General features: G+C 64.3%; 4 protein-coding genes. 2 read left to right on the top strand and 2 right to left on the bottom strand.

Translation table 11 applies throughout. The features are described 5' to 3' along the window. A partial coding sequence (locus tag EN935_RS30060; RefSeq protein ID WP_127373923.1) for a prephenate dehydrogenase/arogenate dehydrogenase family protein occupies positions 1 to 375 on the bottom strand: 375 nt, incomplete at its 3' end. Between the two features lie 25 nt (positions 376 to 400). Next, complete coding sequence (locus EN935_RS30055; protein WP_127264700.1) at positions 401 to 1567, bottom strand: isobutyryl-CoA dehydrogenase; 1167 nt, start codon at positions 1565 to 1567, stop codon at positions 401 to 403. 138 nt (positions 1568 to 1705) lie between these two features. Between EN935_RS30055 and EN935_RS30050 the strand changes: the two genes are divergently transcribed. Together EN935_RS30050 and EN935_RS30045 are read left to right on the top strand one after the other, a co-directional pair. Beyond that, complete coding sequence (locus EN935_RS30050; protein ID WP_126068811.1) at positions 1706 to 2320, top strand: dimethylsulfonioproprionate lyase family protein; 615 nt, start codon at positions 1706 to 1708, stop codon at positions 2318 to 2320. After that, the coding region (locus EN935_RS30045) for an AAA family ATPase (RefSeq protein ID WP_164771452.1) at positions 2320 to 2761 on the top strand (442 nt) is incomplete at its 3' end. The genes EN935_RS30050 and EN935_RS30045, both read left to right, overlap by 1 nt.

Raw genomic sequence — 2761 nt, 5'->3', positions numbered from 1 at the left:
GGCACCGCCGGTGCCGCCCGAGACGGGCGCATCGATGGACAGCAGGCCGTGTTTGGCGGCAATAGCATGCGCCTTGCGCGCCGATTCGACATCGATGGTCGAGGAATCGACGAACAGCGCGCCCTTTTTCACCTTGGGCGCGATGTCCTCGTAGACCGACAGCACATGCTTGCCGGCCGGCAGCATGGTGATCACCACGTCGGCATCCTTCACCGCGGCAGGTGCATTCGCCATGATCGTCACGCCATGTTCTTTGGCGACGGTGAGGTTCTCCGGCACGAGGTCGAAGCCGTTCACCGCATGCCCCGCCTTGACCAGATTGGCGGCCATCGGATTGCCCATGTTACCGAGGCCGATGAAGGCGATCGTCGTCATTGTCTCTCTCCGAACTTTGGTGATCTCAACGGCCAATTAGCGCGCGTGCGATGATGACGCGCATGATCTCGTTGGTGCCTTCGAGGATCTGGTGCACCCGCAGGTCCCGCACCAGCTTCTCGATGCCGTAGTCGTGCAGGTAGCCGTAGCCGCCGAGCAGTTGCAGCGCATCGTTGGCGACGGTGAAGCCGGTATCGGTGACGAAGCGCTTGGCCATCGCCGACCATTTGCCGGCATCCGGCGCCTTGCGGTCGAGCTTGGAGGCGGCGGCATAGAGGAAGATGCGCGCCGCCTGCAGCTCGGTCTCCATGTCGGCCAGCCTGAACTGCAGCGCCTGGAACTGGTTGATCTTCGAGCCGAAGGCCTTGCGCTCGGCGGTGTAGGAAAGCGCCTTGTCGAGCGCCGATTGCGCGCCGCCCAGCGAACAGGCGGCGATGTTCAGCCGGCCGCCGTCGAGCCCGGCCATGGCAATGCCGAAACCAGCGCCTTCGCCCGACAAAAGGTTCTCCGCCGGCACCTTGCAGTCCTCGAAAATGACCTGGCGAGTCGACTGCATGTGCCAGCCCATCTTGTGCTCGTTGGCGCCGAAGGAGAGGCCTGGTGCGTCTTTCGGCACGACGATGGTGGAAATGCCTTTCGGCCCCTCGGCGCCTGTGCGCACCATGACGGCGTAGACATCGCTGTCGCCGGCACCTGAGATGAACTGCTTGGTGCCGTTGAGAACATAGTCGCCGCCGCTCTTCACCGCACGCGTTTTCAGCGCCGCGGCATCGGAACCGGAGCCGGGCTCGGTCAGGCAGTAGCTCGCCAGCCATTCCATCGAAGCGAGCTTCGGCAGGAAGCGCTGGCGCTGTTCGTCATTGCCGAAACGGTCGATCATCGAGGCCACCATGTTGTGGATCGAGATGAACGACGAAAAGGCCGGATCGGCATGCGACAACGCCTCGAAGATCAGCACGGCGTCGAGCCGGCCAAGTGCCGAGCCGCCGACGTCGTCCCTGATATAGATGCCGCCAAGGCCGAGCGGCCCGGTCTCGCGGATCACATCGGCCGGGAAATGCTTGTTGCGGTCCCAGTCGAGTGCGTTCGGCGCGACGCGGTCGGCGGCGAAGGCCTGCGCCATCTCCTGGATGGCGTGCTGCTCCTCGTTGAGTTCGAACTGGCTGGTGCTCGCATCGACCGCGGCGTCCATGGCGTGCTCCCTAATATCTTCGACCTGTTGGCCTGTCGTTTTTGGCTTTGCGCGCGCACCAATCTAGACCAATGATGCCGCCGCGCAACCCGACCCTTCGCGGAGCGGCTGTGCACCAATGCATGTCCGGAGTACAATGTGACGACAAAATTCGATGACCTGCTGGGACAGTTCCACGCATACCTTGCGTCCGTCGATCACCCCCTGGTGCGCGATGCCGTGGCCCGGATCGGCTGGGAGATGCCGGCCCGCACGCTGGAGCCACGTCCGCTTGCCTGCCTGCGTCATCTCGATCGCTCCGCCGAGCTGGCGCCGCGGGATGCCAAGCCGCTGGTGCAACTGCTTGCCGAGCGTCGGAATGATTTCCGTTGGGGGCAGACCTATGGCGAGGCGGATTTCGGAAAAGAGTTCATCGACAATTACGGCTGGCTGGAGGTGTTCGGCACGCGAGGCCACTTCGCCAATGACGAGGTGGCCGCGGGCCTGCTGATCCTTGGGCCCGATATCGTCTATCCCGACCATCATCACGTTGCCGAGGAAATCTACATTCCGCTGACTGGCGGCACCGAATGGCGCATGGGCGAGAGCGGCTTTTGCATGCGCACGGCCGGTGAGGTTGTCCACCATGCGTCCAACGTCAATCACGCCATGCGCACCGGCAAAGACCCATTGCTGGCGCTCTACATCTGGCGCGGCGGGCCGCTTGCGCAGAAATCCGACATCACCGGAACCGTGGCGCAGGGCAGGGGCTGATGGCCAAAGCGATCATGCTGCAAGGCACGGGTTCGGATGTCGGCAAGACGGTGCTGGTCGCCGGCCTCTGCCGCGCAGCCAGGAAGCGTGGACTGAAGGTGCGGCCGTTCAAGCCGCAGAACATGTCGAACAACGCCGCCGTCGCCAATATTCCGGGCGACAATGCTGGTGGCGGCGAGATCGGCCGCGCGCAATGGCTGCAGGCGATCGCTTGCGGCGTGGCACCCTCGGTCCACATGAACCCGGTGCTGCTGAAGCCGCAGACCGATGTCGGCGCGCAGGTCATCGTGCAGGGCAAGGTGTTCGGCGAAGCGCGGGCGCGCGACTACCAGGCGATGAAGGGCCGGCTGATGGATGCCGTTCTGGACTCCTGGGGCAAGGTCGGCGAGGGCGCCGATCTGGTCATCGTCGAGGGCGCCGGCTCGCCGGCCGAGATCAACC

Source organism: Mesorhizobium sp. M7D.F.Ca.US.004.03.1.1 (assembly GCF_003998635.1).
Taxonomy (GTDB): domain Bacteria; phylum Pseudomonadota; class Alphaproteobacteria; order Rhizobiales; family Rhizobiaceae; genus Mesorhizobium; species Mesorhizobium loti.
The sequence above is the reverse complement of the archived record's forward strand: the minus strand, read 5'-3'. Positions and strand labels throughout refer to the sequence as shown.

Bases quoted from the DNA above. Each gene is read 5' to 3' on its own strand.
- EN935_RS30055 (WP_127264700.1), bottom strand. From the start codon at position 1,567: ATGGACGCCGCGGTCGATGCGAGCACCAGCCAGTTCGAACTCAACGAG.